This window comes from Burkholderia sp. AU31624 (assembly GCF_020420065.1).
In the GTDB taxonomy this organism is placed as follows: Bacteria; Pseudomonadota; Gammaproteobacteria; order Burkholderiales; family Burkholderiaceae; genus Burkholderia.
The window spans coordinates 644,091-666,794 of sequence record NZ_JAIZRT010000004.1; the positions used below are offsets into that span (position 1 = coordinate 644,091).

Here is a 22,704-nt window from a genome sequence, read left to right on the forward strand (position 1 = left end):
CGCGGACTCCCGGAACCGGTAAAAAGTTCGCCCGGCACGCGGCCGCCAGCCTTTGTACAATGGCCCGGTTCGCCCGGCCCGTGCCACGGGCCCGTCCCCCACTCCACCGATCTCGACGACCATGTCCGACAACGCCTCCTCCACCGTGATCCGCCGCGCCGACTACACGCCGCCGGCCTTCCTCATCGATGCCGTCGCGCTCGAATTCGATCTCGCGCCGGCCCGTACGATCGTCAGGAACACGATGCGCGTGCGCCGCAATCCGGACGCCGCGCCCGCGCCGCACCTGGAGCTGATGGGCGAAGCGCTCGAATTCGTCGGCGCCTGGCTGGATGGCGCGCCGCATGGCGCCGTGCGCGCGCACGAACACGGGTTGACGGTCGAGAACGTGCCCGAAGCCTTCGAGCTGACGCTCGAAAGCGCATGCGCACCCGACCAGAATACGACGCTGTCCGGCCTCTACGTGTCGAGCGGCAACTTCTTCACGCAGTGCGAAGCCGAAGGCTTTCGCCGCATCACCTATTTCCTCGACCGTCCGGACGTGATGGCGTCGTACACGGTGACGCTGCGCGCCGACAAGGCCGCGTACCCGGTGCTGCTGTCGAACGGCAACCTCGTGGATTCGGGCGACCTGCCCGACGGCCGCCACTTCGCGAAATGGGAAGACCCGTTCCGTAAGCCGAGCTACCTGTTCGCGCTCGTCGCGGGCAAGCTCGTTGCGATCGAGGAAACGATCACGTCGGGTTCGGGCAAGGAGAAGCTGCTGCAGGTGTGGGTCGAGCCCGCCGATCTCGACAAGACGCGTCATGCGATGGACTCGCTGATCCACTCGATCCGCTGGGACGAGCAGCGCTTCGGCCTCGAGCTCGATCTCGACCGCTTCATGATCGTCGCGGTGGGCGACTTCAACATGGGCGCGATGGAGAACAAGGGGCTCAACATCTTCAACACGAAGTACGTGCTGGCGAACCCCGAGACCGCGACCGACACCGACTTCGCGAACATCGAATCGGTGGTCGGCCACGAGTACTTCCACAACTGGACCGGCAACCGCGTGACCTGCCGCGACTGGTTCCAGCTGAGCCTGAAGGAAGGCCTGACGGTATTCCGCGACCAGGAGTTCTCGGCCGACATGGCCGCGGGCGACGACCTCGAATCGGCGGCCCGCGCGGTCAAGCGCATCGAGGACGTGCGCGTGCTGCGCCAGCTGCAGTTCGCCGAGGACGCGGGCCCGATGGCGCATCCGGTGCGCCCGGAAAGCTACGTCGAGATCAACAACTTCTACACGATGACCGTCTACGAAAAAGGCTCGGAAGTCGTGCGGATGTATCAGACGCTGTTCGGCCGCGACGGCTTCCGCAAGGGGATGGACCTGTACTTCAAGCGCCACGACGGGCACGCGGTGACCTGCGACGACTTCCGTCACGCGATGGCCGACGCGAACGGGCGCGACCTCGCGCAGTTCGAGCGCTGGTACAGTCAGGCCGGCACGCCGCGCGTGTCGGTGCGCACCGCGTACGACGCGGCCGCGCGCCGCTACACGGTGACGCTCGCGCAGGGCTACGGCGACGCGTCGCCGGCCGCGCGCGACACGCAGCAAGGGCCGCTGCTGATCCCGTTCGCGATCGGCCTGATCGGCCGCGACGGCCGCGACCTGCCGCTGCGTCTCGACGGCGAAGCCGCCGCCGCAGGCACGACGCGCGTGCTCGACTTCACCGACACCGAGCAGACCTTCACGTTCGTCGACGTGCCGGAACAGCCGCTGCCGTCGCTGCTGCGCAATTTCTCGTCGCCGGTGATCGTCGAGTACGACTACAGCGACGACGATCTCGCGTTCCTGCTCGCGCACGACAGCGATCCGTTCAACCGCTGGGAGGCCGGCCAGCGCCTCGCGACGCGCGCGCTGCTCACGCTCGCCGCGCGTGCGGCCGCGAACGAGCCGCTCACGCTCGGCGAGAACTTCGTCGCCGCATTCCGCCGCGTGCTGACCGATGAAAGCCTGTCGCCGGCGTTCCGCGAACTCGCGCTGACGCTGCCGTCGGAAACCTACCTCGCCGACCAGATGGCCGAAGCCGATCCGGCCGCCGTGCATCGCGCGCGCCAGTTCGTGCGCCGCCGGCTCGCCACCGCGCTGCACGCGGAATGGCTCGCCGCCTACGCGCAGCACCAGACGCCCGGCGCCTACGAGCCGACGCCGGAGGCCTCCGGCCGCCGCGCGCTGAAGAACCTCGCGCTCGCGTATCTCGCCGAACTCGAGGATCCGGCCGATGCGGTGCGCCTCGCCACTGCCCAGTACGACGCGGCGAACAACATGACCGATCGCGCGGCCGCACTCGGTGCGTTGCTGTCCGCCGCGGCCGCCGGCGCGACCGAACCGGCCGAGCATGCGCTCGACGACTTCTATCGTCGCTTCGAGAAGGAAGCGCTCGTGATCGACAAGTGGTTCGCGATGCAGGCGGCACAACGCGGCACGCCCGCGCAGCCGACGCTCGCGAAGGTCCGCAAGCTGCTCGCGCATCCGGCGTTCAACCTGAAGAATCCGAACCGCGCGCGCTCGCTGATCTTCAGCTTCTGCGCGGCCAACCCCGCGCAATTCCACGCGGCGGACGGCTCGGGCTACGCGTTCTGGGCCGAACAGGTGCTCGCGCTCGACGCGATCAACCCGCAGGTCGCGGCACGCCTCGCGCGCTCGCTGGAACTGTGGCGCCGCTTTACGCCGGCGCTGCGCGACCGGATGCGCGAAGCGCTCGAGCAGGTCGCCGCCGGTGCGAAATCACGTGACGTGCGCGAGATCGTCGAGAAGGCGCTCGCGTAACGCCATCGCCCGCGTCGCGCCTGCGCGATACAGCCGGTGCCGCCTGTCGCGGCACCGGCTTTTTTATGGTGTGAAGACTGCTGGAACCGCGCGCAATCGCGGAGGGCGACCGCGACACCTGCCGTTGGCGTCAAGCGCGTCCCGCCGGTTTCCATCACCGGAAAACCGGGCCGGGCTGGCCGCCCGGCCATGTAACCGGACGAAAAAAGCCGGTGGCACGGGAGGCGCGGCGGGTAAAATTGCGGCTATTCAAGGATTCTTTTGGCCTTCTGGAGTCTGTCATGTCCATTGCCCGCCGCACCACGCTGTCGAAGTTCCTGATCGAACAGCAACGTGAGACCAACAACCTCCCCGCCGACCTGCGCCTGCTGATCGAAGTCGTCGCGCGCGCATGCAAGGCGATCAGCTACAACGTGTCGAAGGGCGCGCTCGGCGAAGCGCTCGGCACCGCCGGCAGCGAGAACGTCCAGGGCGAAGTGCAGAAGAAGCTCGACATCCTGTCGAACGAAATCCTGCTCGACGCGAACGAATGGGGCGGCAACCTCGCCGCGATGGCATCGGAAGAAATGGAAACGTTCTTCCCGATCCCGGCGAACTACCCGCGCGGCGAATACCTGCTCGTGTTCGATCCGCTCGACGGCTCGTCGAACATCGACGTGAACGTGTCGATCGGCACGATCTTCTCGGTGCTGCGCTGCCCGGACGGCAAGCAGGCGACCGAGGAATCGTTCCTGCAACCCGGCACGCAGCAGGTTGCGGCCGGCTATGCCGTGTACGGCCCGCAGACAGTGTTCGTGCTGACGACCGGCAACGGCGTGAACTGCTTCACGCTCGACCGCGAAGTCGGCTCGTGGGTGCTCACGCAGAGCAACATGCAGATCCCGGCCGACACGCGCGAATACGCGATCAACGCATCGAACGCGCGCCACTGGTACGACCCGGTCAAGCGCTACGTCGACGAACTGAATGCCGGCAAGGACGGCCCGCGCGGCGACAACTTCAACATGCGCTGGATCGCGTCGATGGTGGCCGACGTGCACCGGATCCTGAACCGCGGCGGCATCTTCATGTACCCGGCCGACAAGCGCACGCCCGATCGTCCGGGCAAGCTGCGCCTGATGTACGAAGCGAACCCGATGTCGTTCATCGTCGAACAGGCTGGCGGCGCCGCGACGACCGGCACGCAGCGCATCATGGAAGTGCAGCCGACGGGCCTGCATCAGCGCGTCCCGGTGTTCCTCGGTTCGAAGAACGAAGTCGAGCGCGTGACGGGCTACCATCAGGAAAAGCAATAAATTTGCACTGCAGCACTAGACAGTGTCGCGCGACGTACGTAGAATCGCGGCTCTCGATGTGACCCCAACGGGTCGCATCGCAGTGAAACGAAGCGGGGAAGTTTGCCGAGTCGATGAGTTTCGCGAAACAGCAGCAGCAAGCTGAAAAAAATTCGCAAAACCTATTGCCAAGGTCTCAGATTTCACCTTATAATTTCGTTTCTCTGATGCCGGTGTAGCTCAGTTGGTAGAGCAGCGCATTCGTAATGCGAAGGTCGTAGGTTCGACTCCTATCTCCGGCACCAAGTTATAAAGGGCTGACAAGCAATGCTTGTCAGCCCTTTTCTCATTCCTGGCGCCCAATCGTGCGCTGCCCTTCTTCTCTCCGCGTCCGCTCCGCTTGCGGGCATCACCCGACTCCCGCGCCGCACGCCGCCGATTACAATCGCCGGACCCCTCCGCCCTTTCCGAGCATCATGCGCACCTGGCGTCTCGAGCGACAGAACCTCACCGGGCAACTGGACGTATCGCGTGCGACGCGCCTTGTCGCCGCGATCGGCGGCAACGAGCCCAACGCATTCGCAGCCGAAGTGCTGAAGCTGTTCGACGATGCGTTGTCGGTCACACAATGCACGATCTTCGCGTACGAGCTCGGCAACCGTCCGCGCACGCTATCCGTCGCCGACCACCGCGGCGGCCGCTACCTGCGCGACGTCGCCGACACCTACGCGCGACACTTCTACACGCTCGACGGCAACCAGAAGATCGTGTCGAGCGCACCTCGCGGCACGCGCCGCCACGACCTGGTGCTACACCAGCAGGCCGGCGACGAGATCGTTCATGAAGCGTATCGAGCGGCCTGCTACCGCGGCCCCGACGTGTCCGACCGGCTGTCGTTGCTGATGCAGCCCAACGATGCGAGCTGGCTGTCGATCAATTTGTACCGCGCGCATCGCAGCGGCGCGTTCCAGCCGCGCGAGATCGCGGAGATCGAAGCGCTCGCACCGCTGATCGCGCAGGCCGCGAAGCATCACTACGCGCTCGCCGGTGCCGCGCAGATCGGAATCCCGCAACGGATGCTCGCGCGGCTGCGCAGCGCCTGCCCGGCGCTGTCCAAGCGTGAACTCGACGTGCTGCGCGGTGTGCTCGAAGGCCAGACCGCACAAGAGATCGGCGAGACGATCGGCGTGAAGGCGTCGAGCGTCGTCACGTACCAGAAACGCGCGTTCCGGCGCCTGGGCATCTCGAGTCAGCGCCAGTTGTTCGCGCTCTGCCTGCAGCCCTGAACCGAACCGGCCTGCGATGACCGAATCGGGGTAAATCCCGGTCGGCTTGCTGTACCCGGAATGGGGACAGCGGACTTCCGCCCGGCTTCCATACTGCTTCGGCTGCCTGCACGCTTGCCCCGGCGCGCGTACACGTCGAACCACCCTCCCCCGGAAGCCACCAATGGATATCGACTTCAAGCCCTACCCGTTCGTCGCCGAGCGCCATCCCGCGCATCTGCCGGCCTGCGACGACGGTATCGATACGCACCGGCATCGCGTAGCGATCGTCGGCGGCGGCCCCGTCGGCCTCGCCGTCGCGCTCGGCCTCGCGAACCATGGCATCCGCAGCGTGCTGATCGAGGCCGACGATGCGGTCTGCCATGGCAGCCGTGCGATCTGCATCTCGCGGCGCAGCCTCGAGATCATCGAGCGGCTCGGCGCGCTCGACGACTTCCTGCGCACGGGGTTGCCGTGGACCGGCGGACGCAGCTTCTACCGTCGCGACGAAGTGCTGCATTTCACGATGCCGCAGGACGAAAACCAGAAGCTGCCGCCGATGATCAATCTCGCGCAGTATCACATCGAGCAATTCCTGCTCGACGCCGCGCTGCGCCGCCCCGAACTCATCGAGATCCGCTGGCAGGCGAAAGTCACCGGCGTGACCCGGCAACCGGACGGTGTGCGCCTGGACGTCGACACATCGCTCGGCAGCTACGCACTCGACGCCGACTGGGTCGTCGCGTGCGACGGCGGTCGCAGCACGATGCGCGAAGCGCTCGGCCTGTCGCTGCAGGGCACGAGCTACGAGGGCCGCTACGTGATCGTCGACATCGCGCTCGACAGCGACCGGCCGACCGAACGGCTCGCATACTTCGATCCGTCGTCGAACCCGGGCTCGACGGTACTCGTCCACAAGCAGCCCGACAACGTGTGGCGAATCGACTACCAGTTACGCGACGATGAAGATCCCGAAGCGGCCATCAAACCGGAGAACGTGATCCCCCGTGTGCAGAACCTGCTCGACATGATGGGCGAGCACGGCGACTGGTCGCCGATCTGGATCACGATCTACAAGGCGAATGCGCTGACGCTCGAACGCTATCGGCACGGCCGCGTGCTGTTCTGCGGCGACGCAGCGCATCTCGTGCCGATCTTCGGCGTGCGCGGTGCGAATTCGGGCATCGACGATGCCGACAACCTTGCATGGAAACTCGCGTACGTGACTCGCGGGCTCGCATCGGACACGCTGCTCGACAACTACTCGGACGAACGCGTGTTCGCGACGCACGAGAACCTGCGCTACGGCACGAAGAGCACCGAGTTCATGGCGCCGCCGTCGTTTGCGTTCGAACTGATGCGCAAGGCCGTGCTGTCGCTCGCGGTCCGGCATCCGGCGCTGCGCTCGCTGATCAATCCGCGCCAGACGACGGCCATCGCGTATGCGACGTCGTCGCTCAACGCAGCCGAACGCGACACGTTTTCAGACGGCCCCGCGCCCGGCACGGTGCTCGCCGAATGTCCGCTGATGCGGTACACGGCCCACGGCAGCGACACGCGCCGCGGCCACCTGACCGATCTCGTCGCCCCGCGCTTCACCGCGCTCTGCTTCACGTCCGACGGCGTACCCGATCCGACGCTGGCCGATCTCGAACGACGCCTGCAGGCCAAGCGGATACCGTTCGCGCTCGTCACGCTCGCTCGGCATGCGGTGCCGCAGCAACCGGCCTGCGGCGGGCATGACGAAGGCGGCCGGCTGTTCGACATGTACGGCGCGCGTGAGGGCACCGTCTATCTCGTGCGCCCGGACGGCCATGTACTCGGGCGCTGGCACGACGCTCGCGCCGGCGATGTGGCCGCCGCGCTCGAACGCGCGCTCCATCCGCGCGCATCAACCGATCCTCAGGAGATCGCATGATGACGAATACCGAACGCGACACCCTCTACACCGACCTGTGCCGCGCGATGACGCAGATCGGGGAAGCCGATGCATCGCTCTTTCTCGCCCGCTTCGCACTGCTGTCGATCGAGGCGATCGGCGATGTCGCGACCGTGGCACGGCTGATCGCCGATGCAAGCGACGGATTGCCGGACGCGGGCAGGCAGGCATCGACGCACGAACGCCCATGCTGATGGCTGACCGGCTTCACCGGCGGCCATACATTACAACTTCATTTCACCATGCACCGTTCACGCACGGGCCTCGCCGTATGCAGACGAATTCCCTGGAAAATCCCGCTAAGGGTGCATAACATTACTTAACGATTCCGACCCGTCTATCGCGTTACATTGCGTGGGCGGCGCGGCAGGTCGCGTTGCCGCCTTCATTCAGCTTGCGGCAACGCTGCCGACGTCCGGTCATTCGACAACTCAAGGAGAGGACAACCATGGCTCATGGCTTGATTATGTGGCTCATCATCGGTGCGATCGCCGGCTGGCTCGCCGGCTTGCTCGTCAAGGGCGGCGGCTTCGGGCTGATCGTCGACATCATCGTCGGGATCGTCGGCGCGGTGATCGGCGGCTGGCTCGCCGGGATACTCGGCATCAGCGTCGGCAGCGGCTTCATCGGTTCGGTGATCGTCGCGGTCGTCGGCGCGGTGATCCTGCTGTTCGTGATCCGGCTATTCAAGCGAGCGGCCTGACGCTTCTCTTCACGCGCCTTCGGGCGCGTTTTCGCATCAGGCCGGCGCGCGGCACGCTCGCCGCGCGCCGCCGGCCCGTTCAGCACTTCGCGCGCTGCAACCAGCCGTCGGGTATGTCGGCCGTCAGCAGTCCACTGCGCGCTTCGCGTGCATCATCGCGCCCGATCCATAGGGTGCGCGGCATTTCCCCTCCCCCTCCCGCATCGAGCGCCGCGCGCAAACGCTCGGGCATCGGCTGGCGACAGCAACGCGCACCACAGCGCACCGCCTGCCGCGAGCGATCTCACAGCGACCATTTCAGTTCTCCATAGAAAGTACGGCCCGGATACGGGTGGAACACGTAGTAGCGGCGGTCCGTCAGGTTGTCGATGCCGAGCGACGCGGTCCGGTGACGGTCGAAGCGGTAGCGCGCCTTCAGGTCGACGACCGTGAACGAGCTCGTGCCGCCGTAGACGTCCGGGTTCACGTCGCTGTTGTCGAGCGTGTTGAACTGACGGCCCGAGTAGCGCACACCGACGCTCGCGAGCCAGTGCTCGTCGAAGCGATACGACGCGAGCAGGTTCGCACGCATGCGCGGAATCCGCGGAAAGCGCGAGCCGACGTACGCGGGATTCGCGGCGTCGGCGAGGATCTGCGCGTTGCTCGCCGACACGTTCGCGTCGATCGCGAGCCCCTTCAAACCGACGTTCTCGCCGCTGAACGCGAGTTCGACGCCGCGCACGCGCACGCGATCGACGTTCGAGATGTTGGTCACCGTCGTCGCGCCCGACACCGTCGTCTGGCTGTAGATCGAATCGCGCAGGTCGCTCTGGAACACGCTGGCACGCAAGACGCCGACACCCACGTCGCGTTCGGCCGTGAAATCCCAGTCGATCGCCTTTTCCGGCCGCAGGTTCGGGTTGTTGTTGACGATCGCGTTGTTCGAGATCGTGCCCTGGAACAGTTCGCCGACCGTCGGGAAACGCGTGCCGGTCGCGAACGACAGCCGGAAGCGCCAGACGTCGGTCGCATCCCATTGCAACGCAACCTTCGGCGACAGCGCATTCGCGCTGCGGTCCGCATAGCCGAGCGTGCCCGTTGCATTGCCGAGCGCACCGCCGTACGCATCCCAGCGCTCGTAGCGCAGCCCCAGCGTCGCGAGCCAGCCCGGCGCGAAACGCCACGCGTCCTGCCCGAACAGCGCCTGCGTGCGCGTGTCGCCGCGATAGACGCTCGACAGCGACGTGGTCGGCCCCGCCAGCCAGTCGGCCGTGTTGTACGTGACGTTGCGCAGGAAGTAATTGTCGTAGTGATAGCCGAACGTGAACGTGTGGCCCTTCACTTCCGGCGCCTCGGCCTTCAGGTCGAGCGTGCGCCAGCCGGTGCCGTCGCCCTGGAACAGCGTGCCTGCGCCGCCCTGCACGGTCGACGCCGAGCGTTGCACGTCGCGCGACACGTCGTATGCGGATACGACGCCCGACAGGCGCCAGCCGGAATCGAGCCGGCCATTCAGGCCGAGCGCATATAGCCAGTTCTCCTGGTCGCCGCGCTGCGGCGCGAACGCGTTCGGCGCGACGGTCATGTTCCGGCCGCCGATCGACACGTTGCCGCCGTAGACTGGATTGCCGGCCGCATCGCGCAGGAAGGTTTCGCCGTGCTGCCGGTAATGGTTCTCCCAATGCCCGAGCGTGAGCGTTGCGTCGACGTGATCGGTGAACGCATAGCCCATCCGCACCGTCTCGTTGAGCTGCTCGGTCCGCTCGATCGTCTGCGCGCCGACGATCGTCCGCGGCTTGCCATTGGGCCCGATGTCGGTCGCGGCGCCCGTCACGGGCACGGCGGCGCCGAGCTTCGGGTTGTATGCCGAATTGGGGCTCGCATACTGCATCGGCTGACCGTTGTTCTCGAGCCGGTCGAGCGACAGCGCGAACCAGAACCGGCCGACCCGGTTAGCGATCCGCGCGGTCTGGTGATTGCCGCCGAAGCTGTCCGCGAATCCGTAGCCGTCGTGGTAGCGCTGCGTGAAGAGCTGCGTCGACAGCGACGCCTCGAGCTTTTCCGGGCGGCGCGTCGTGAGCAGCACGGTCGAGCCGATCGAGTTGCCCGGATACGGCGCTGAAAAGGGGCCATAGAGCACGTCGACGCGCGCGATATCGTCCGGCGGAATCAGCGACCAGCGCGGCGGATACGCGTAGCTCGAGCCGAGCAGGTTCGACAGCAGCACGCCGTCGGCGTAGACGAGCCCGCGCGCGCTCTGCAGTTCGTTGAAGTCGCGGCCGGCGAACACGCTGTTGCGGTCGCCGATATAGCGCTTGCGGACCATCAGGTTCGGCGCGTACTTCAGCGCGTCCTCGGTGGTGACGTTGGTGTGCGACTCGATCTGCTCGCGCGTGATCGACGTGACGACGGTCGGGGTATCCGGATCGACCGGTTGCCGCTGCGCGGTCACGCTGACGGCGGTCAGCGTCTCGCCGGCCGCCGGCGCCGGCGGCGCGATTGCGACGGCCGAAGCGGGAGCGGCGGCATTGGCGGTACGCTCGACGCGACCGCGCGTGGTGGCGCTGCGTGAAGCGTCGGTCGAGGCCGCATGGGCGGCGGGCCACGCGAAAGCGGCCGCGCATGCGAGCGCGAGCCTGCCGCGCGACGGCCGCGCGGCGAAGAGAGAGGACATGAGTGAATTCCTGAAAACGTGATCGGACGCCGCCGGACACGAGTGCGCGCCGCGCACGAACGGCGCGGCACACGGCCCGGCCGCGGACGGCACGCGCGCCACCGGGGCGCGCGGACGACATCAATCAGATCGGAGCGTTTTCAGGCGGGGCGCGAGGCTGCGCGAGACGGATGCCCTTGCGGGGAAAATCGGGAATGGCGGGCGCGGCCGCGCGATAGGCGAACGTCCGCACGAAGCCCGGCAGTGCGGGCAGGCTCGACCCGAGCGCCACGTTCGCCGCAAAGCCGGGGCAGTACACGCAGTGCGGCACGCCGGCATGGTCGAACGACGACGTACCGTGATCGCCGCCCGCCTGCGCGAGCACGACCTGGCGGGCGCCCGCTGCACTGCACAACTCGAGCGTGAGCTCGCCGGAGCCGCTCGATGCAAGACGCGCATAGCCGATGACAGGCGACAGTACGTTCAGTAACAGCGCCAGCCATACGAGGCCGATCCATCGCGTCGTTCGCTTCATCACGGTCCAAAAAAAGTGCGCGCAAGTATAACAAGCGGCCCGATTCTTGCCGATTCCACACGACGCAATAGTCGGCATCGCAGCGCGCGCCAGAGCGCATGTGCCGTTAATACAACAGAGACAAAATCTAACGATTCGCCACTGGCATAAATCCAAGCACGAGGTTGATAATCATCGAACCTGCTGGAGAAATGACCATGGACGAAAGACCAACCCGCATGCCACCGCCGGAGCAAGTGATGAGCCCGGATCCGGAACCCGTCGGCGTGGAATTCCTCGCCGAATTGCCTGACCATGTGCGGGCATTCTTCGACGAGCAGCACAAGCTGTACTCGCCGAAGTGAACGCCTGTCCGGTTCTGTAACCGCCACGTGCCGATCCTCGCTATCGTGCGGTTCATCACTGCGCATCGCGCACAATTCGCCTTGCACCCGGGCCGCAACAGCCTGACGGTGCCGGATCAGCTCGCCTGCTGATTCTCCGGTCGCTGCGCTACGCCGCGCGGCTGTCTTCGTCTATCCTTCTGGTTTTCCACTTCCGGCCCGCCCGGCTCTCCCGATCGTTCCGATGAAGCAAGCCATTCGTGCCAGCCTCGCTGTCGCCGCGCTCGGCGTCGCCCTCTTTTTGTCCCCGCGCGTCGCCAATGCAGACGGTGACGACACCGCCCTCACCAATATCGTCGCGCTCGCGTCGCAGCGCCTCGCGCTCGCCGAACCGGTCGCTCGATGGAAATGGGCGAATCACAAGGCAATCGAGGACCGACCGCGCGAAGCGGAACTGCTCGTGTCAGTCGAGAAGCGCGCGGCACAGGCCGGCGTCGATCCCGCGTTCGCACGGACGTTCTTCGAGGATCAGATCACCGCGAGCAAGGATGTGCAGAATGCGCTGTTCGCGACCTGGCGCACGACGCGGCCGCCGGAAGGCACGCCGCCCGATCTCGCGACCAGCACGCGCCCGGCGCTCGACCGGCTGACGCAGAAAATGCTCGCGGGGCTCGCGCAGGTTGCACCGCTGCGGGATGCGCCTGATTGCCAGGCGCGGCTCGCGCGCAGCATCGCCAACTGGAAGACGCTCACGCGCTACGACGCCACGCAAACGCAGGCACTCGACACCGCGCTGTCGCACGTCTGCTCGGCCGGCGGCGCAAGCGCGATCGGCTGACGACAGCGGGCGCGGGGCGCGCGAGCTCGCCTGACTAACCCGCCTGCCCCGCAGGCGTGAGCGCGGCGAGCGGAATCAGCTGCAGGCCGCGGGCGAGATGCGTCTGCAGCAGACGGTGGGTGAAGGGTTCGAACGCATCGTCCGTCCCGTCGGCCGCGAGTTGCGCGGCCGCGTCGAGCGACTCCGCCGCGCCGAGATAGCGCCAGCCGTCGATCACATGAAACAGGCTGCGCTCGCCGCTCGCCTCGAATGCGACCGCACCTTCGAACGGCCAGGGCGCAGCGCCGGCACGGGCATCGGCCGCGAGGCGCCGGTTGTATGACGGCCGCAGCCGGGCAATCCATTGCGCTTCGGCCAGCATCGCCCCCAACTCGTTGCCGGTCTCGCGCCATTCGATCCGCCGCACCTGCTGCGCCAATCGCATTTCCTTCGACGAACGGCGCTCGCCCGTCAGCAGCGCACGCAGCCGCTGCCGCACACGCACGCTGCGGCCGACATACAGCGGCACATCCTCCTCCCCGAACAGTGCGTACGCACCGCAGCCGGGCGGCGCGGTATCGAGCCAGGCTTCGGTCAGGTCGCCGCTCAGACGGAAGTGGCGCGTCGTGCGCGCGATCTGGTCACGCAGCCGCTCGAGCGGCACGATATCGTGCAACAGGCGCCAGAACTGCCACAGCAGGTCAGCATCCGCCAGCGCCCGGTGGCGGGCAGCCGGCACGAGGCCGTGGCGCTCGATCAACGCGTCGAGGCCGTGCCGCGACTCACGCGGGAACAGCGCTTTTGACAGCCGCACCGTACACAGCACATCGGGATTGAACGCGAAGCCGGCCCGCTCGAATTCGGCCCGCAGGAAGCCGCGGTCGAAGCTCGCGTTGTGCGCGACGAAAAGCTTGCCGTCGAGCCGCTCGAACAAACCCGGCGCCAGCGACGCAAATGACGGCGCCTCGCGCACCATCTCGTCCGAAATGCCTGTCAGTTGCTGGATGAACGGCGGAATCGGCTGCCCCGGATTGACGAGCGTCGTCCACGTCGACACGCCGAACGGGCCGATTTCGACCACGCCGATTTCGGTGATGCGGTGTTCGGCGGGCGAGCCGCCAGTGGTTTCAAGGTCGACGAAAACGAGCGGCTGTTCGCTGGCTGGATCGGACGGACGGGGGGAATCAGACATGAAAAGACTGGAAAACGATGCTTCCGTGAGTATGCACCGGCATACGGGTTCGCGGCCAGCCCGAACCGGAATGTTCCGCCCCCGTAAAACAAAAAGCCCCCGCAATGCGGGGGCCGGACGTGATCGGCAATGCGTGGCGCGTCAGACCGCCTGGATATTCGCTGCCTGCTTGCCTTTCGGCCCGACTTTCACGTCGAACGAAACACGCTGGTTTTCCTTCAGCGTCTTGAAGCCGTCCATCTTGATTTCGGAAAAGTGTGCAAACAAATCTTCACCGCCATTGTCCGACGTAATAAAGCCGAAACCTTTAGCATCGTTAAACCATTTCACGATACCGGTATCCATGTCTTCGTTCCCCACTCGATTAGATCCAAAAAAGCTATTTTTATAGCCGTTTCCCGAAATCCCGAAACATTGCGCCAGCACCCACACCAGCACGCCGCCCGAGGACGGAGTGCTGACTTTATAAATTGGACAATCCGGGTGCGTCAAGGAAATTTTTGACGATCGTTTTATCAAAAAAGAGCTAATACCACTGGAATCGGTACACCGACGCCTTTGATTAATTGATTCGCAACAAAAACCTGTCAATATTACCGGGATCAGAACATTAATAATCGCGGCCGTGAAATTCCTACCGGGGACAAATCGGTTCGGTAAATTCCTCGGGTTTTTTCCGGGTTGCGGAAATCCGGGGACATTGCGATGCTCACTTAACGTCGGAAGGAAGGAGAAGGTCATGTGGCTGGACGGAATCAAGCGCTTCGCGAGCCGGCTCGGACGCGTACACCGCAAGTCCCGCGCCCTGGCCGAGTCCGCGTCCTCGCGCGAAGCGCCGTGCGACACCGAATTCGATACGACCTGGCATGGCGATCACTGGCAGAACCTGCTCTCGTCGCCTCTCGATGCCCGTCACTATGTGATGGAAGACTGGACATACACGCCGCCGCCCAACGAAGCCAAGGAGGCCGCACCCGCGGCCAAGCGCAAGCGGCGTTCGTTCGCGCAATAGCGCGCGGACCGACGGGCAAAAAAAAGCGCGACTGGGAAGTCGCGCCGACAAAGGTTTGGAGATCTTTTCCGTCAACGAAAAAGTCTGCTTCGGAAAGCAGAGATCGCAGTATAGCGAGAGAACAACCTTTCATTAGCCATGCTCCACACAAACCTCTATTGCCGATGTGTCAATAATCGGATGACGACGATCCCCGCCTCCTGCTGACCATCTGTCGCGATCGCGCAACGCCCGTTACGTAGTCCTGATCGCCATTTTTCTTCGCTGCACCGCCGCAAATCCTTGATGGTCAATCGTTTGCGCCATATCGCCGATCTTTGCGGATTCCAAAATATATTATTGCTTAAAGCGCATCCTTCCCCCGCTCCACGCACTCCGTACACTGCAGATGGCTTTTTGATAAGCGCACCGCCGCTCTGCCGGACCGGCCGCAACGTCAAGCACAACATGCCAGTCCGCAGCAGGTTCGATCGACATCATCCTGTTTGGAGACAGATCCATGAAAAAAACCCTGATCGTCACCGCGTTGTCGGGTGTATTTGTTACGGCAGCTCACGCCCAAAGCAGCGTGACGCTCTATGGCCTGATCGATGCAGGCATCACCTATACGAACAACCAGGGTGGCCACAGCTCATGGTCGGAACGCAGCGGCCAGATCAACGGCAGCCGCTGGGGCCTGCGCGGCACGGAAGATCTCGGTGGCGGCCTGAAAGCAATCTTCGTGTTGGAAAACGGCTTCAACATCGCCAATGGCACGCTCGGCCAGAATGGCCGCGAATTCGGCCGCCAGGCGTTCGTCGGCCTGTCTCATGACCAGTTCGGCGCCGTCACCCTCGGTCGCCAATACGATAGCGTCGTCGACTACATCGGGCCGCTGTCGCTGACCGGTACGCAATTCGGCGGCACCCAGTTTGCCCACCCGTTCGACAACGACAACCTGAACAATTCGTTCCGGATCAATAACGCTGTCAAGTACACGAGCGTCAATTACGGCGGACTGAAGTTCGGCGCGTTGTACGGCTTCTCGAACAGCAGCCAGTTCTCGAACAATCGCGCGTATAGCGCAGGCGTGTCGTACACCTACGCCGGCTTCAATATCGGCGCCGGCTACCTGCAGTTGAACAATGACATCTCGGGCCTCACGTCGGCGGCGGTCACCAACGGCGGCGGCGCGGTGGCAGGCGACAATACGTTCGTCGGCAAGCGTCAGCGCGTGTTCGGCGGCGGCCTGAACTACACGTTCGGTCCGGCAACGGCCGGCTTCGTGTTCACGCAATCGCGCGTGAACCGGGCGCTCGGTATCTCCGCGGGTGCGTCGGGCGTGTCGAACGGGCTGGGTCTCGACGGCACGTTTGCCCGCTTCAACAACTACGAAGTGAACGCGCGCTACGCGCTCACGCCGGCCTTGTCTCTGGCCGGGTCGTACACGTACACCGCCGGCTTCCTGGACGGCCGCCACCCGGGCTGGAACCAGTTCAACCTGCAGACCGACTATGCCCTGTCCAAGCGGACCGACGTGTATGTGCAAGGCGTGTATCAGCGCGTCAGCACGGACGGCCTGGGCATCGGCGCCTATGTCAATGGCCTCGGTGGTGCTTCATCGACCAACAAGCAGATCGCGGTCACGGCCGGCCTGCGCCATCGCTTCTGAGCGCCCGGCAGTTCCGCCGCGCGCCGGATGACGAAGCGCCCCATCGGGGCGCTTTTTCTTTGCCGGGTTGCGCCGTGCGCCGCTCAGGCGTTGCCCGGCGCCGGGTAACGGACGTCGAGCACGTCGATCGGCTGCGGGCCGGCCGGCGTCATCAACATGACGGTATCGCCGATCTTCGCCTTGATCAGTGCGCGCGCGACCGGCGAAATCCAGCTGACACAGCCGCGATCGAGATCGACCTCGTCGATCCCGACGATCGTGATCGTGTGATCCTCGCCGTCCGGTGTCTCGTAATCGACCGTTGCGCCGAAAAACACCTGGTCGACATTCTCCTGCCGGCTCGCATCGACGACTTCGGCCAGATCGAGCCGCTTCGTCAGGAAGCGGATGCGGCGATCGATCTCGCGAAGCCGCCGCTTGCCGTAGATGTAGTCGCCATTCTCCGACCGGTCACCATTCGACGCGGCCCAGGACACGAGCCGCACGACCTCGGGACGCTCGACGTCGATCAGGTTCAGCAATTCGTCCCTCAGCCGCTTGTGGCCGGCGGGAGTGATGTAGTTCTTCGAGCCCGCTGGAATCGCTGGCTGGGCCTGGTCCAGATCGTCGTCGTCGCCGTCCGACTCTTTGACAAACGCCTTGTTCATGATGCAGATTCAACATGGATGACTGATGCTCCAAGGGTACACGAAGGGCGCCCCGGTCAGGCCATGCACCTAATTTGCGAATAAGGCTTCCCTTTTTATACAACCCTGCTATAATTTCGCTTCTGCGTGCGGCTGTAGCTCAGTTGGATAGAGTACTTGGCTACGAACCAAGGGGTCGTGGGTTCGAATCCTGCCAGCCGCGCCACTTTTTTCGAGGGCCTTCTGAACCGAAGGCCCTTTCAGTTCGAAGCAGTAGAAGTTTTGTTTTGCGTGCGGCTGTAGCTCAGTTGGATAGAGTACTTGGCTACGAACCAAGGGGTCGTGGGTTCGAATCCTGCCAGCCGCGCCACTTTTTTGGGGGCCTTCCCATCGCAGAAGGTTCCGACAGTTGAGAAGTACCGTTTTGCGTGCGGCTGTAGCTCAGTTGGATAGAGTACTTGGCTACGAACCAAGGGGTCGTGGGTTCGAATCCTGCCAGCCGCGCCACCTTAAAAGGGCTTTCCTCCGGGAAAGCCCTTTTTCTTTTCCGCCTCCCCTTCCTTCCCTTGCTCGACGCACGGCAACGTACGGTCGCGTCACGCCCCTTGTCGGAAGAACGCCGGCCACGACACCGCACGCGCTCGCCACCAAACAGCACAAATGAAAACGGCGGCCATTGGCCGCCGTCGATCGCTCGCGCACACGGGCCGCGTCAGTAATCCTGACGCTCGCGTTCGATGCGCATGCCGCCGTCGTGGCGCGCATGCGCACCGTCGTCGGTCGAACGCTCACGCATGATCCGCATCACGTCCGGATTGGTTCGCACGCGTCGCATCACGTTCGCGAGATGCACGCGGTCGCTGACCTGGATCACGAAGCGCAGCACCGTCGACTCGTGCGTCAGATCCTCGTCCATCGCGATATGCACGATGTTCGCGTCGGCCGACGTGATGTCCGCCGCCACGCGCGCAAAGATGCCCTTCGTGTTCTTCACGAGCGCCTTCACCGCGACATCGAACAGGCGGCCCGGCTGCGGCGCCCATTCGACGTCGATCCAGCGGCCCGGATCGCGGCGATGGATACGCTGCGCCACGCGGCAATCGGTCGTATGAATCGCCATCCCCAGGCCGATGCCGATGTAACCCATGATCGCGTCGCCCGGAATCGGCCGGCAGCATGCGGACAACTGCACGGACATCCCTTCGGTGCCGGTGATCACGACCGGCGGCGCGTGGTGCGCGGAATGCCGCTCGGACTTCGGCAGATCGTCGTCCGCATCGCGGCCGCTCATCAGCACCTCGATGCGCTTGGCCATCACCGCGGCCACGCGGCGGCCAAGGCCGATGTCCGCGAAGATTTCCTGACGGCTCTTGTTGCCCGTCCACTGCACGAGCTTCTCCCACACTTCCGGCTCGACATCGGCCAGCGCGAGACCGTAGCCCTTCAGGCTCTGGTCGACCAGTCGCTCGCCCAGCTGCACCGATTCGTTCAGGCGCATCGTCTTCAGGTAGTGCCGGATCGCCGAGCGCGCCTTGCCGGTACGCACGAAGCCGAGCCACGCAGGGTTCGGCTTCGAATACGGCGCCGTGATCACCTCGACGATGTCGCCGCTCTTCAGCTCGGTGCGCAGCGGCAGCAACTCGTTGTTGATCTTCACGGCCACGCACTGGTTGCCGAGATCGCTGTGGATCGAATACGCGAAATCGAGTGCCGTCGCGCCGCGCGGCAGCGCCATGATCTTCGACTTCGGCGTGAACACGTAGACCGCATCCGGGAACAGGTCGATCTTCACGTGCTCGAGGAATTCGCTCGAATCGCCGGCTTCGCTCTGGATGTCGAGCAGCGACTTCAGCCACTGGTGCGCGCGCTTCTGCACGTCGCTGAGATCCGCGCTGCCGTTCTTGTACAGCCAGTGCGCGGCGACCCCCGCCTCGGCGATCTCGTGCATCTTGCGCGTGCGCACCTGGAACTCGATCGGCGCGCCGAACGGGCCGACCAGCGTGGTGTGCAGCGACTGATAGCCGTTGATCTTCGGGATCGCGATGTAGTCCTTGAACTTGCCGGGTACGGGCTTGTACAGCGCGTGCAGCGCGCCGATGCATGTGTAGCAGTCGAGCGGGCTGTCGACGACGACGCGAAAGCCGTACACGTCGAGCACCTGCGAGAACGACAGCTGCTTGTCGCGCATCTTGCGGTACACGCTGTAGATGGTCTTTTCGCGGCCGGTGATCTCGGCGTCGATCTTCGCATCGGCCATCGCGCGCTGCGCGGCTTCGAGGATCTTGCTGATCACTTCGCGGCGGTTGCCGCGCGCGGCCTTCACGGCCTTCTCGAGCGTCGCGTAGCGATGCGGGTTGAAGTTCGCGAAGCTCATGTCCTGCAGCTCGCGATACGTGTTGTTCAACCCGAGGCGGTGCGCGATCGGCGCGTAGATGTCGAGCGTTTCGCGCGCGACGCGGCGGCGCTTTTCCATCGGCACCGCGCCGAGCGTGCGCATGTTGTGCAGACGATCGGCGAGCTTGACGAGAATGACGCGCACGTCGCGTGCCATCGCGAGCAGCATCTTGCGGAAGTTTTCCGCCTGCGCTTCCTCGCGGCTGCGGAATTCCATCTTGTCGAGCTTCGACAGCCCATCGACCAGTTCGGCGACCTTCGGGCCGAACCGTTCGGCCAGCTCGCTCTTGGTCACGCCCTGGTCTTCCATCACGTCGTGCAGCAGCGCGGCCATGACGGCCTGCGCGTCGAGCTTCCAGCCGGCGCAGATTTCCGCGACGGCGACGGGATGGGTGATGTAGGGTTCGCCGCTCTGGCGATATTGACCGAGGTGGGCTTCGTCACTGAAGTGGAACGCCGCCTTGACCTCTTTGATTTCTTCCGGAGGAAGATACTCGGCAAGCACGGCCGTCAGTTTCGCGATCGAAACGACGCCGTGCTTGCGGGGCTGCTCCGGTGTGGCGGTCGGCCCGAACAGATGCCGGAAGGACTGTTCGAGGACCGCGTCGATGTACTGGCGCGCAGGCGACTGGGCCGTGGCTTCGGTGGTCGAATCCGCGGAGGCGGACGATGGGGTGGTGCTCATATTCGCCTCCAGGTCGAGTCGTTGCGCGCGTGGATTACATGGCTGGAACGGGCCGGATGCGCGTTACACCGGCACCTTCTTCAGCATCTCGACGCCGACCTGGCCGGCAGCGATTTCGCGCAGCGCGACGACGGTCGGCTTGTCGCGGCTTTCGATCTTCGGCGTATGGCCTTGCGCGAGCTGCCGCGCGCGATAGGTGGCGGCGAGCGCCAGTTCGAAGCGGTTCGGGATTTGCTTCAGGCAGTCTTCGACGGTAATGCGAGCCATGTTGGTAATTCCTTCTGAATATAGTCCTTATTCTACCTTATGTCCCTCGTCCCCCGCGTCATTCCGCGTGGGGCAGATGGATGCCGAGCTCGATGAACAGCTCCGTGTGTCGCGCGTACTGCGAAGCAAAGCGCAGGCGCGTGGCCGCGACGATGCATTCGAGCTCCGCGAGCGCACGCTCGAAGTTCTCGTTGATCACCACGTATTCCGCTTCGGACGCGTGCGCGATCTCGCTGCCGGCGGCCAGCAGGCGGCGCGTGATCACGTTCGGCTCGTCCTGGCCGCGCTTCTTCAGGCGCTCCTCGAGCGCGTCGAGCGACGGCGGCAGGATGAAGATGCCGACCGCGTTGCGGAACTGCTTCTTCACCTGCAGCGCGCCTTGCCAGTCGATCTCGAGCAGCACGTCGTGGCCGTTCCTCATCTGCTCTTCGATCCAGACGCGCGACGTGCCGTAGTAGTTGCCGTGCACTTCCGCGCTCTCGAGGAATTCGTGCGCCGCGTGACGCGCGCGGAAATCCTCGACCGTCGTGAAGTGATAGTGCTGGCCGTCCTGCTCGCCCGGGCGCGGCTTGCGTGTCGTGTACGAGATCGACAGGCAGATGTCGCTGTCCTTCGACAGCAGCGCATTCACGAGCGTCGACTTGCCGGCGCCCGACGGCGCGACGACCATGAACAGGTTGCCGGGATAGACGCCGCCGTGCAGCGAATGCGACGCGTGCGCGTCGCGGGTAGATTCCGTCATGTTGCTTTACTCCAGGTTTTGCACTTGCTCGCGCATCTGCTCGATCAACAGCTTGAGCGCCATCGACGCGTCGGCGAGTTCCTTCGCCGCCGCCTTCGAGCCGAGCGTGTTCGCTTCGCGATTCAGTTCCTGCATCATGAAGTCGAGACGCTTGCCGACGCGGCCGCCCTTCTCGATCACATGGCGCGTTTCGTTCAGGTGCGCGGTGAGCCGCGACAGCTCTTCCGCGATGTCGATCCGGATCCCGTACATCGTCACTTCCTGACGAATGCGCTCCGCGGCTTCCTCGCGCGTGACGATCGTCGAGCTGCCTTCGGGCGCCGCGATGCCGAGCGCCTCCTGCAGCCGTTCGACGATCTTCTGCTGGTGCTTCGCGATCAGCTCCGGCACGAGCGGCGTGATGCGCGCGACGATCGCTTCCATCTCGGTGACGTTCGACAGCAGCATCGTCGCCAGTTGCGCGCCTTCGCGCGAACGCACGACGACGAGCTCGCCGATCGCTTCCTTGCCGCACGCGAGCACCGCCTCGCGAATCGCGTCAGCCGACACGCCGCTCTCGGCGATCACGCCGGGCCAGCGCAGGATCTCGCCCGCGCGCAGGCGGCCAACGCCCGGGAACGAGTCGAGCACCGAGCGCTCGAGCTCGGCAAGCTGGCCGAGCGCGGACTGGTTCAGCGCGCCCGCGCCGATACTCTGCTCGCCGCGCTGCAGGTTGATGCGGATGTCGACCTTGCCGCGCGACAGCTTGTTCATCAGCATTTCGCGCAGCGCGGGTTCGCACGCGCGCACGTCGTCCGGCATCCGGAAATTCAGGTCGAGAAAGCGCGAGTTCACGGTGCGCAGTTCGACCGACACGCTGGTGCCGCCGTTACCGGTGGCCGTCGCGAGTTCGCGCGTCGCGCTCGCGTAGCCCGTCATGCTGTAGATCATGGTTCGTCTCGCCGTCTGGGTGCCCTCGCGGGCGGGGATATGTCGAGGCGCCCGGCGCATCGGAAAGCGCGGGGCGGGAAGCGCGCATTATCCCATTTTTGCGGACCACCCCGCCGGGCACGCCCGCGGTTCGGCGCTAAAATCGGGGTTTCCTCTCGTTCCGCGATTCCCACATGACGTCCTCCGTTTCCCGCCCGAGCGGCCGCCGCGCCGACGAACTGCGCAAGGTCGCCCTGACCCGCCACTACACGAAACATGCCGAAGGCTCGGTGCTGGTCGAGTTCGGCGACACCAAGGTGCTCTGCACCGCGAGCGTGTCCGAGCGCGTGCCCGACTTCCTGCGCGACCGCGGGCAAGGCTGGCTGACCGCCGAATACGGGATGCTGCCGCGCGCGACGCATACGCGCAGCGACCGCGAAGCCGCCCGCGGCAAGCAGACCGGCCGCACGCAGGAAATTCAGCGCCTGATCGGCCGCGCACTGCGCGCGGTGTTCGACCTCGAAGCGCTCGGCCCGCGCACGATCCACATCGACTGCGACGTGATCCAGGCCGACGGCGGCACGCGCACGGCGAGCATCACCGGCGCGTTCGTCGCCGCGCACGACGCCGTGTCGAAGCTGATCGCGGCCGGCAAGCTCACCCGCTCGCCGATCACCGACCACGTCGCCGCGATCTCGGTCGGCGTGTACCAGGGCGCGCCCGTGCTCGACCTCGATTACGCGGAAGATTCGCAGTGCGACACCGACATGAACGTCGTGATGACGGGCGCCGGCGGTTTCGTCGAAGTCCAGGGCACGGCCGAAGGCGTGCCGTTCTCGCGCGCCGAGATGAACGCGCTGCTCGACCTCGCGCAAGGCGGGATCGCCGAACTCGTGCAGCTTCAGAAAGACGTGCTGGGCGCCTGA

General features: G+C 65.1%; 20 protein-coding genes, 4 tRNA genes and 1 pseudogene. 15 read left to right on the top strand and 10 right to left on the bottom strand.

Annotated elements, in window-relative coordinates:
• The first annotated feature begins 121 nt into the window (after nt 1–121).
• From pepN to LGM89_RS18130, 7 genes are all read left to right on the top strand, one after another.
• Entirely contained in the window at nt 122–2,815 is a 2,694-nt protein-coding gene (gene pepN, locus LGM89_RS18100) for an aminopeptidase N (RefSeq protein ID WP_226273566.1), read from the top strand.
• A gap of 281 nt (nt 2,816–3,096) precedes the next feature.
• Entirely contained in the window at nt 3,097–4,110 is a 1,014-nt protein-coding gene (locus tag LGM89_RS18105) for a class 1 fructose-bisphosphatase (RefSeq protein WP_089439471.1), read from the top strand.
• A gap of 208 nt (nt 4,111–4,318) precedes the next feature.
• Nucleotides 4,319–4,394: transfer RNA gene (locus tag LGM89_RS18110), tRNA-Thr, on the top strand.
• Between the two features lie 171 nt (nt 4,395–4,565).
• Entirely contained in the window at nt 4,566–5,375 is an 810-nt protein-coding gene (locus LGM89_RS18115; RefSeq protein ID WP_226273567.1) for a helix-turn-helix transcriptional regulator, read from the top strand.
• A gap of 163 nt (nt 5,376–5,538) precedes the next feature.
• On the top strand, nt 5,539–7,272 hold the full coding sequence (locus tag LGM89_RS18120) for an FAD-dependent oxidoreductase (RefSeq protein ID WP_226273568.1): 1,734 nt from the start codon (nt 5,539–5,541) through the stop codon (nt 7,270–7,272).
• The gene (locus LGM89_RS18125; protein ID WP_089494297.1) at nt 7,269–7,487 is read left to right on the top strand and encodes a hypothetical protein; all 219 of its coding nucleotides are present in this window, start codon (nt 7,269–7,271) and stop codon (nt 7,485–7,487) included. Before LGM89_RS18120 ends, LGM89_RS18125 begins: the two co-directional genes overlap by 4 nt.
• A 254-nt stretch (nt 7,488–7,741) precedes the next feature.
• Complete coding sequence (locus tag LGM89_RS18130) at nt 7,742–7,996, top strand: GlsB/YeaQ/YmgE family stress response membrane protein (RefSeq protein WP_089439467.1); 255 nt, start codon at nt 7,742–7,744, stop codon at nt 7,994–7,996.
• Nucleotides 7,997–8,075: 79 nt separating this feature from the next.
• Here the strand turns inward: LGM89_RS18130 and LGM89_RS18135 are convergent.
• From LGM89_RS18135 to LGM89_RS18145, 3 genes and pseudogenes are all read right to left on the bottom strand, one after another.
• A pseudogene (locus tag LGM89_RS18135) lies at nt 8,076–8,234 on the bottom strand (TlpA family protein disulfide reductase); the annotation flags it as partial.
• 45 nt (nt 8,235–8,279) lie between these two features.
• Complete coding sequence (locus LGM89_RS18140; RefSeq protein ID WP_226273569.1) at nt 8,280–10,646, bottom strand: TonB-dependent receptor; 2,367 nt, start codon at nt 10,644–10,646, stop codon at nt 8,280–8,282.
• A 124-nt stretch (nt 10,647–10,770) separates the two neighbouring features.
• On the bottom strand, nt 10,771–11,160 hold the full coding sequence (locus LGM89_RS18145) for a DUF2946 domain-containing protein (protein ID WP_226273570.1): 390 nt from the start codon (nt 11,158–11,160) through the stop codon (nt 10,771–10,773).
• A gap of 197 nt (nt 11,161–11,357) precedes the next feature.
• On the opposite strand from LGM89_RS18145, the gene LGM89_RS18150 reads away from it, so the two are divergent.
• The gene (locus tag LGM89_RS18150) at nt 11,358–11,504 is read left to right on the top strand and encodes a hypothetical protein (RefSeq protein WP_006756195.1); all 147 of its coding nucleotides are present in this window, start codon (nt 11,358–11,360) and stop codon (nt 11,502–11,504) included.
• Nucleotides 11,505–11,727: 223 nt separating this feature from the next.
• Entirely contained in the window at nt 11,728–12,321 is a 594-nt protein-coding gene (locus LGM89_RS18155) for a chorismate mutase (protein WP_089494294.1), read from the top strand.
• Nucleotides 12,322–12,355: 34 nt separating this feature from the next.
• Here the strand turns inward: LGM89_RS18155 and LGM89_RS18160 are convergent, their stop codons facing one another.
• Nucleotides 12,356–13,492 carry an exonuclease domain-containing protein gene (locus LGM89_RS18160; protein WP_226273571.1) on the bottom strand — a complete coding sequence of 379 codons (1,137 nt, stop codon included), beginning with the start codon at nt 13,490–13,492 and terminating at the stop codon, nt 12,356–12,358.
• Between the two features lie 141 nt (nt 13,493–13,633).
• Nucleotides 13,634–13,837, bottom strand: a complete 204-nt coding sequence (locus LGM89_RS18165) for a cold-shock protein (protein WP_011351289.1) — start codon at nt 13,835–13,837, stop codon at nt 13,634–13,636.
• 394 nt (nt 13,838–14,231) lie between these two features.
• On the opposite strand from LGM89_RS18165, the gene LGM89_RS18170 reads away from it, so the two are divergent.
• Nucleotides 14,232–14,504: a hypothetical protein gene (locus LGM89_RS18170; RefSeq protein WP_089494292.1), complete on the top strand. Its 273-nt coding sequence runs from the start codon at nt 14,232–14,234 to the stop codon at nt 14,502–14,504.
• Nucleotides 14,505–15,003: 499 nt separating this feature from the next.
• Nucleotides 15,004–16,155, top strand: coding sequence for a porin (locus tag LGM89_RS18175; protein ID WP_089494291.1), 1,152 nt, complete (start codon nt 15,004–15,006; stop codon nt 16,153–16,155).
• 83 nt (nt 16,156–16,238) lie between these two features.
• Here LGM89_RS18175 and greB read toward each other — a convergent pair whose 3' ends face one another.
• A complete protein-coding gene (gene greB, locus LGM89_RS18180; RefSeq protein WP_089439460.1) occupies nt 16,239–16,802 on the bottom strand; it encodes a transcription elongation factor GreB in 564 nt (187 codons plus the stop codon).
• Between the two features lie 128 nt (nt 16,803–16,930).
• Between greB and LGM89_RS18185 the strand changes: the two genes are divergently transcribed.
• The 3 genes from LGM89_RS18185 (at nt 16,931) to LGM89_RS18195 (ending at nt 17,288) form a co-directional block, all read left to right on the top strand.
• Nucleotides 16,931–17,007 (top strand) — tRNA-Arg (locus LGM89_RS18185).
• 67 nt (nt 17,008–17,074) lie between these two features.
• Nucleotides 17,075–17,151, top strand: a tRNA-Arg gene (locus LGM89_RS18190).
• A 60-nt stretch (nt 17,152–17,211) separates the two neighbouring features.
• Nucleotides 17,212–17,288, top strand: a tRNA-Arg gene (locus tag LGM89_RS18195).
• A gap of 205 nt (nt 17,289–17,493) precedes the next feature.
• Here LGM89_RS18195 and LGM89_RS18200 read toward each other — a convergent pair.
• The 4 genes from LGM89_RS18200 to LGM89_RS18215 form a co-directional block, all read right to left on the bottom strand.
• Nucleotides 17,494–19,860: a RelA/SpoT family protein gene (locus tag LGM89_RS18200; protein ID WP_089494290.1), complete on the bottom strand. Its 2,367-nt coding sequence runs from the start codon at nt 19,858–19,860 to the stop codon at nt 17,494–17,496.
• A 63-nt stretch (nt 19,861–19,923) separates the two neighbouring features.
• On the bottom strand, nt 19,924–20,127 hold the full coding sequence (rpoZ, locus tag LGM89_RS18205) for a DNA-directed RNA polymerase subunit omega (RefSeq protein ID WP_006025620.1): 204 nt from the start codon (nt 20,125–20,127) through the stop codon (nt 19,924–19,926).
• A gap of 58 nt (nt 20,128–20,185) precedes the next feature.
• The gene (gmk, locus tag LGM89_RS18210) at nt 20,186–20,869 is read right to left on the bottom strand and encodes a guanylate kinase (protein ID WP_089494289.1); all 684 of its coding nucleotides are present in this window, start codon (nt 20,867–20,869) and stop codon (nt 20,186–20,188) included.
• A gap of 6 nt (nt 20,870–20,875) precedes the next feature.
• Nucleotides 20,876–21,799 carry a YicC/YloC family endoribonuclease gene (locus LGM89_RS18215; RefSeq protein WP_011351283.1) on the bottom strand — a complete coding sequence of 308 codons (924 nt, stop codon included), beginning with the start codon at nt 21,797–21,799 and terminating at the stop codon, nt 20,876–20,878.
• Between the two features lie 173 nt (nt 21,800–21,972).
• On the opposite strand from LGM89_RS18215, the gene rph reads away from it, so the two are divergent.
• Nucleotides 21,973–22,704: a ribonuclease PH gene (gene rph, locus LGM89_RS18220; RefSeq protein ID WP_089472331.1), complete on the top strand. Its 732-nt coding sequence runs from the start codon at nt 21,973–21,975 to the stop codon at nt 22,702–22,704.